We start from the raw sequence: 7,792 nt of genomic DNA on the forward strand, positions 1-7,792 counted from the left end.
TGATCCCGCAGGAGTCTCGCACCTTCCGCGCCAAATGATTAGGGTAAACAACAAGCCGTATTCCGGTTGCACCCGCGACCGGAATACGGCTTGTTTTGTCAGCACTTATTTTTTCAGAAAGTCATACATCTCGGCGAAGTCGTAATCGCCCTTGCCTTGCTGCTTGATCAGTCCGTAGAATGCTTTGACCAGATTGGACAGCGGCAGCGCGAAGTTGTGCGCATAGGCTTCCTCCGAGGCGAGTTCCAGATCCTTGTAGATGCTGGCGACCTTGAAGTCGGCGTTCGCAAAGTCACCGTCGATGATTTTCTGCTTTTTAAAATGAAGCACGGGGGCTGCAGTCGGTCCGGCAAACAGCGACTCAATCACGCCTTTCTTGTCGAGTCCGAGACTTTCGCCGAACGCAACTGCCTCGGAGAATGCGGCGACCGACTGGCCGAGCATCAGGTTGTTGACCAGTTTCATCGCGGTTCCGCTGCCGTTCGGACCTTTATAATGGACGTCCTTGCCCATGATGTCCAGCAGCGGACGCGCCGTCTCCAGATCTTTCTGATCCCCGCCGACGAAGAAGAGCAGCTCGCCTTTTTCCGCCGGAGCCGTCGAGCCCGCAACCGGTGCGTCGAGGAAATGAATCCCCTTTTCCGCTGCCGCTTTTGCCAGTTCAACCGACTTGCCCGGGTTGATCGTGCTGCTGTCGACCCAGAGGCTGCCCGGTTTCAGTCCGCTGAGCAAACCGTCGTCCCCATAAGCGACGGCTTCGACCGCCTGAGGATTGGCCAGCATTGAGAAGACGATGTCCGCTTTTTCGCCGACCTGGCGCGGGGTGTCCGCCCACTCAGCACCCCTGGCGACGAGCGGATCCGCCTTGGACTTTGTCCGGTTATAGACAACGAGCTTCTTCCCGGCGTTCTGCAGCCGGCCGGCCATCCGGCTGCCCATAATTCCAATTCCGATAAATCCGATCATCTGATTCGCTCCCTTAATCCGGTTTCAGTAAAATGTATCCGACGTAAGCATAGCACATCGCCGCGCCGATTCGAAAAATATTGCCTTGAGAGAAGACGTACAAAGCAGCGGGGGACATGGTATAATGAAAAAGCTGAAATGACGCAGGATACGGAGGCTTTTTTTGTGATCAATCTCATTGCAACGGCGGAATCGGAAAATCAGGCAGAAGCCCTGCTCGAGGCGGGCGTCGACACACTCTATGTCGGCGGCCACCCGTTCGGGCTGCGCCTGCCGCGTCCGCTTGACCTGGACGAGATCGAAACGATTGTCCGGATGGCACATGAACGCGGGAAAAAGGTCACGGTGGCCTGCAATGCGATCATGCATAATGAACAGGTTTCCCGGCTGGGCGGCTATCTCTCGCGTCTGGCGGAAATCAAGGCGGATGCGATCACCATCGGGGACCCGGGTGCCATTTTTACCCTGGAACAGATGCGTCTGCCGCTGCCCTATATCTATGACGCGGAGACGCTTGTCACGTCGGCGGAACAGATCGCCTTCTGGGTGAAGCGCGGCGCGGCCGGTGCGGTGGCGGCGCGCGAACTCACACTGACTGAACTCGAGGAGATGCAGCGGAAGCTGACGGTGCCGGTCGAGGTGCTCGCGTACGGCCCGACCTGCATCCACCAGTCCGGCCGGCCGCTCCTGACCAATTATTATCACTATACCGGCCTGAAGGAACGGGCGGACAAGGACCGTGGACTTTATCTCCGTGACCCGAAAAATCCGGACAGCCAGTATCCGATTTTCGAAGATGAGGACGGGACACATATCTTCTCTACTGAAGACCTGTCGCTGATGGATCAGCTGCAGGAACTCGACAAGGCCGGCCTGCATACCTGGAAGCTCAACGGTGTCCTGCTTCACGGGGAAAAATTTACAGCGATTGCCCGGCTGTTTGCCGCGGCGCGGGACGCGGTGGAAGACGGCACGTTTGAGCCCGCCGGTTTCAGCAATCGGCTGCGCGCGTTTCAGCCGGCGTCGCGTCCGCTCGGCACAGGGTTCTATCTGAAAAACCCGGATGATGTAAAATAATCGTGGATATGGCTTGATGAAGGCGAGCCGGTACGCGGTTTCGGCGGCAGGATGCTGATGGAAGGCCGGATCCGGTGAGGAAGTATCAGGCTGCGCAGAAACTGACTGGCCGCGGACTGATCCGGCGGTTCACCACACTTTTTAACGTAACTGTTGAAAGGAATAGAAAATGAAAATACAAATAAAAAAACCGGAAGTGCTGGCTCCGGCCGGCAATCTGGAGAAACTGAAAATGGCGATTCGCTACGGCGCCGACGCCGTGTACATCGGCGGCCAGGCCTACGGGCTCCGCTCGCGGGCCGGCAATTTCACATATGACGAGATGCGTGAAGGCGTGCAGTTCGCGCATCGCCGCGGCGGCAGGGTCTATGTCGCCGCCAACATGGTGACGCACGAAGGTGATGCGGCCGGAGCGGATCAGTTTTTCAAAACGCTGCAGGCGATCGGCGTTGATGCGGTGATCATCTCCGATCCGGCGATGATCACGATTTGCTTTGCTGCCGCACCGGGTCTGCCGATTCACCTGTCGACCCAGGCATCGACGACTAATTACAAGGCGCTTGAGTTCTGGAAACAGCTCGGCGTGGCGCGGGTGGTGCTGGCGCGCGAAGTCGGGATTAAAGAAATCCGCGAAATGCGCCGCCACACAGATGTCGAGATCGAAGCGTTCGTCCACGGTGCCATGTGTATCGCCTATTCCGGGCGCTGCACGCTCTCCAATCACATGGTTAACCGTGATGCCAACCGCGGCGGCTGCGCCCAGTCGTGCCGCTGGAAGTATGACCTGTTCGAAATCGACGGGAACACGGCGAAGAGCCTTATTCCGGAAGATGAGGAACCCTTTTCGATGAGCGCCGTCGATCTGTCGATGCTCCATCACTTGCCGGATATGATCGAGGCAGGGGTCAACAGCTTGAAGATTGAGGGCCGGATGAAGTCGATCCATTATGTGTCGACGGTGTCGAACGTTTATCGCAAAGCGGTGGATACGTACTGCGCCGATCCGGAACACTTCACGTTCGATCCGGCGTGGGACGACGAGATCTGGAAGGTGGCGCAGCGCGATCTGTCGACCGGATTCTACTATCAGGTGCCGACCGAGAAGGAGCAGCTGTTCGGCAAACCGCGCAAGATTCCGAAGTACACCTTTGCCGGTCAGGTGATGAGTTACGATCCGGAGACGAAGATCGCCACGCTGCAGCAGCGGAATAATTTCGGCGTCGGTGAAGAGGTCGAGTTCTATGGTCCCGGATTCGTTCACTTCAAACAGACCGTCCGCGATCTGTGGAACGAAGATGGTGAGCCGATCGACCGGGCGCCAAACCCGATGATGACCGTGACGATGCACGTTGATCAGCCGGTCGAACCTTACTTTTTAATGAGGAAAAAATGAACTTCGCTCGCTTTGAGCGGAGTTTTTTTTAAATGGGAGCGGTATGAACTGTTTTTCCGGTAATATCTGTCAAGCGGCTGAATAGGGGCCTGATTTGACTGAATGACACCCCAAATTGGCTGAATCCGGCAGCAGGCGGCGTAAAATTTTTACTGACGGATCCCTGTATTGTGCACCTGTTCACAATCTGTCAAGGTGTGACCTTGAAATTTTCTGACAATAGCGCTACACTATTGTTAGCAGTCAGACGTGTTGAGTGCTAATTTTTAACTATTCCTGATAAGCCAAATGAGAGAGTAAAATCAAAAGGAGTGCGATTCATTTTGCGCAATCAGGTAGCCTATGTCAGTACGTATCTTCCCCAGAAATGTGGTATCGCCACTTATACATGTCACCTCAGACAAGCCGTTCAGAAAGCCAAGCGTGATACACTCGATGATCCCGTTGTTGTGATCAAGGATAAAAATATTGTCTATCCGGACAATCCTTTTTTTAAATGGTCGATTGACAAGCAATGCCGCAGCGATTATGGAAAAGCGGCCGAAGCGCTGAACAAGAGTTCCGTTTCCGTGGTATCCTTGCAGCACGAATTCGGGATCTTCGGCGGTAATGCCGGCATCGATATTCTCGATTTCGTCCGTAAGCTGAAGAAGCCGCTGGTCACGACCTTCCATACCGTTTTTGAGAAGCCGGTTGCACCCTACGCGCCGATTCAGAAGGAAATTGCCGAGCGAAGCGACCGGATCGTCGTCATGAACCGGAAGGCCATCTCCTATCTGAACCGGGCATTCCACATTCCTGAAGAAAAAATTTCATTCATTCCCCATGGCACACCGGTTCCGGATCTGAGAGGCCGGGAAGCATTCCGCCGCAAACTCGGCTGGTCGGACCGCAAAGTGATCATGACATTCGGTTTTATCAGCCGGAACAAGGGCATCGAAGCCGTGCTGAAAGCTCTGTCTAAAGTTGTTAAAAAAGTTCCGGACGTCCTGTACGTGATTGCCGGCCAGACACATCCGAATGTGAAGGCCGTTGAGGGCGAATCGTACCGCAATTTTCTCAAACAGATCATTGCCGACGAGAAGCTGCAGGATCACGTGCTGATGATCGACAAGTTCATGACCGAACAGGATCTCGCCCGTTACATCACGGCCTGCGACCTGTATATCACGCCGTATCCGGGCATGGAACAGATTACGAGCGGGACGCTGGCTTATGCTGTTGGTCTCGGCCGCCCGGTGCTGACAACGCCGTATCGCTATGCGCAGGATCTGCTGAAGGGCAACGAAGAATTGTTCGTGCCGTTTGACAACCAGACGATGTGGTCGGACCGGATCACGACGATGCTGTCGGATCCGTCAACGCTGAAGACCTATCAGGAAAAGATGAGCCGGATCGGCAACCTGATGAGCTGGCCGCATGCCGGACGGAAATACAGCAGGATTTTTGAAGAAGCGGCTTCAGGAAAAAAAGCAGTAGCAAACGTCATTGACCTATCGGAGGCGGATAAAGTTGCCGGCGAACCCCGTTGATTTTACCCATCTGGAACGGATGACCGATGATACCGGACTTCTGGAACATGCCTTTGGCGCCGTTCCCCGACGGGCCGAGGGCTATACGACCGACGACAATGCCCGGGCGCTCTGGACCGTGGCCGCATGGCACGACTGCCTGAGCCGGCAGAAAAATGTTCCGGCGGACATGCTGAACCGGCTGATGCGTCTGGCGGATATCTATCTTGCGTTCCTGATCTGGGCGCAGGAGCCGGACGGCCATTTTTACAATAACTATTCCTACGACCGGCATAAGGAAAACGAAGCGCCGTCCGACGACTGTCTGGGCCGCACACTCTGGTCGTGTGTTCAGGCCTGGAAGTATCTTCCCGGCGCGGACCGGAAATATCCGCTGTCGGTGCTTCTGGAACGGGGCTTTGATGCGGCCGCGTCGCTGAAACATCCGCGCGGCTTTGCCTATACACTGGCCGCCGCTTCCGAACTGTGCGCATCGGTTGCAGACGATGCCTGGCTCCACCGGATGAAGCCGCAGCTTGGTGTGCGCGTTCATCAGTTTGAAGCAAAACTGATCGCCCTGTATCAGGAAAATGCCGATTCGGACTGGCACTGGTTCGAACCGGCCGTCACCTACAGCAACGGCATCATTCCCTGGTCGCTCCTGAAGTCCTGGAAAGTGACCGGGAATGCTCAGGCTCGGACGATTGCGAAACAGTCGCTCGATTTTCTGATGACAAAAATGACCGCACCGGCCGGATACCTCCGTCCGGTCGGTAATAAAGGCTGGTGCACCCGAACACAGCTGGCACAGTGGGATCAGCAGCCGGTGGAAATCATGGCGCTGGCACTGGCAGCCGATGAGGCAGCAAGCTCACTTCCGGTTCCAGACCGATATTATGATCTGATCCGAAAATGTCACGCCTGGTTCCATGGCGCCAACGATCTGCATACGGTGTCCTGCACCGCGGAGGGCGGCGGCAACGACGGACTCCGCCGCAACGGCATTAACCGGAATCAGGGCGCAGAATCCACATTGTCGTATCTGCTCACCGAACTTTGGTATACGGAAAATCACAAAAACATTGAAAAGCTTACGAAACAGACGGTCTGAGACGACCGTTTTTTTGTCACCTCGGTTTCCAAAAAATGGATCACGGCTGGATTTTATGCTGCGACGGCTGGATTCTTCGCTGTGACGGCTGGATTTTTGTCCTTAACGGCTGGATTTTGCGCTCCGACGGCTGGATTTTACTCCGTGACGGCTGGATTTTTCGTTTCAGGCATTCGAGTGTGGAAAAATCTATTTCGCGTATAATCGATATTGATAAGCAGGGAGGCTCCTTTTACAATCAATAGTGTAGGATGCAAGCCTACATTTCATTGATGACAATGTATGAGGCAGACATAAACTGTTAACTGTGTTCTGGAGAGAACTGGCCGGAATCCTTGCTGCTTGTACCAAAAAATTTGAGGTGATAAAGACGGCCATGGAAAAACCGACGCCCAGAGAGCAATTGATACGAGCTATTCTGGAACTTCCCGACGACGAAATATGGAAACTTCAGCATCAGGTTAATAATTTCAAAAAATCAAAAATTCCCTTTGAAGATGAGGAATTGACCGAAGATGAAAAAAAGCGTTAAAGCAATTTGAAAGCGGAAAAATGAACTTCGAGGATGCCGTTCTCAGGAGGGAGGATTGATGACCAGTTATGTCCTGAAATGGTCTCATCTACACAGAACCTTTTGAAACCGTTATATAATATAAAGGAAGAAAATCGTCTTAAAATTTGTAATCTGGAGGGATGAATGGATGGAATACGTTACTGTTGCCGATGACCTGAAGTTCTCTAAAGTGATTGCCGGAACGATGCGGGCGAGCAGCGAAGGATTGAGCGGCAGCAAGATGGCCGATTTCGTCGACCGCTGTCTCGATACCGGGGTGACGACCTTCGATCACGCCGATATTTACGGTTACTACGAAAGCAGCCGTTTGTTCGGTGAAGCGGTGCTGCAGGATCACCCGGCGCTGCGCGACAAGCTGCAGATCGTCACCAAGTTCAACATCATCCTGCCGCGCAAGGAAAACGGCTATGCGCACTACTATGATTCCTCAGTGCAGCACTTAAATGAATCACTGAACAAATCGCTCGAAGTCCTGCACACCGATTATGTCGATGTCCTCCTGATCCACCGGCTCGATCCGCTGCTCGATCCGGAAGAACTCGCCGAAGGACTGGACAGCCTGATCAAACAGGGCAAGGTTCGCCATATCGGAATCTCCAACGCCAGCTACACCTATTTTGAAATGGTCAGCAAATATGTCAAAACGCCGCTCGTCACCAACCAGATCGAAGTCAATCCGCTCTACACCGACACCTTCTTCAATGGCGTCATGGACAGCGCCTTAATTCACAAGATTCCGTTGATGGCCTGGTCGCCGCTCGCCGGCGGAAAGCTTTTCCATCCCGAAACCGGCCAGCAGTTCCGCGTCCGCGAAATCCTCCGGCAGATGGCGGAGAAATATGGTGCAGATTCGATCGACAAAATCGCCTACGCCTTTATCAATAAACTCCCGGCGACGATCTGCCCGATTGTCGGCTCAACAAAATTCGAACGGATCCAGTCGGCGATCGATGCCCAGAGCATCAGGCTGACGAATAAGGACTGGTTCAAGATTCTCGAAGTGTCGCGGGGGAGAGAGGTATTGTGAGTTGTAAGATCATCGATTAAGAATTGAAATGATCCCTATCAGTGAAGGTACTTAACATCATCTTCCTGGTAGAGATCATTTTTTTCTTTGGTTTCAGGTGTGAACGCAGGCAACATTTTCGCTAAAAGGTAGT

General features: G+C 53.8%; 7 protein-coding genes. 6 read left to right on the top strand and 1 reads right to left on the bottom strand.

The features are described 5' to 3' along the window. Window positions 1-105: 105 nt before the first annotated feature. Window positions 106-966 carry an NAD(P)-dependent oxidoreductase gene (locus D889_RS0106875; protein ID WP_010631459.1) on the bottom strand — a complete coding sequence of 287 codons (861 nt, stop codon included), beginning with the start codon at window positions 964-966 and terminating at the stop codon, window positions 106-108. 168 nt (window positions 967-1,134) lie between these two features. Here D889_RS0106875 and D889_RS0106880 point away from each other — a divergent pair, with 168 nt between their 5' ends. The 6 genes from D889_RS0106880 (at window position 1,135) to D889_RS0106915 (ending at window position 7,659) form a co-directional block, all read left to right on the top strand. Beyond that, on the top strand, window positions 1,135-2,043 hold the full coding sequence (locus D889_RS0106880; RefSeq protein WP_026039055.1) for a peptidase U32 family protein: 909 nt from the start codon (window positions 1,135-1,137) through the stop codon (window positions 2,041-2,043). A gap of 169 nt (window positions 2,044-2,212) precedes the next feature. Beyond that, entirely contained in the window at window positions 2,213-3,436 is a 1,224-nt protein-coding gene (locus D889_RS0106890) for a peptidase U32 family protein (protein ID WP_010631457.1), read from the top strand. 323 nt (window positions 3,437-3,759) lie between these two features. Then, a complete protein-coding gene (locus D889_RS0106895; protein WP_010631456.1) occupies window positions 3,760-4,968 on the top strand; it encodes a glycosyltransferase family 4 protein in 1,209 nt (402 codons plus the stop codon). Further along, window positions 4,949-6,058: a hypothetical protein gene (locus tag D889_RS0106900; RefSeq protein WP_010631455.1), complete on the top strand. Its 1,110-nt coding sequence runs from the start codon at window positions 4,949-4,951 to the stop codon at window positions 6,056-6,058. Before D889_RS0106895 ends, D889_RS0106900 begins: the two co-directional genes overlap by 20 nt. 376 nt (window positions 6,059-6,434) lie before the next feature. Continuing rightward, window positions 6,435-6,590 carry a hypothetical protein gene (locus D889_RS0106910; protein ID WP_018962228.1) on the top strand — a complete coding sequence of 52 codons (156 nt, stop codon included), beginning with the start codon at window positions 6,435-6,437 and terminating at the stop codon, window positions 6,588-6,590. 169 nt (window positions 6,591-6,759) lie between these two features. Beyond that, complete coding sequence (locus D889_RS0106915; protein WP_010631452.1) at window positions 6,760-7,659, top strand: aldo/keto reductase; 900 nt, start codon at window positions 6,760-6,762, stop codon at window positions 7,657-7,659. The last annotated feature ends 133 nt before the right edge of the window (window positions 7,660-7,792 follow it).

The sequence above is a fragment of the Sporolactobacillus vineae DSM 21990 = SL153 genome, assembly GCF_000377985.1.
Classification (GTDB): Bacteria; Bacillota; Bacilli; order Bacillales; family Sporolactobacillaceae; genus Sporolactobacillus; species Sporolactobacillus vineae.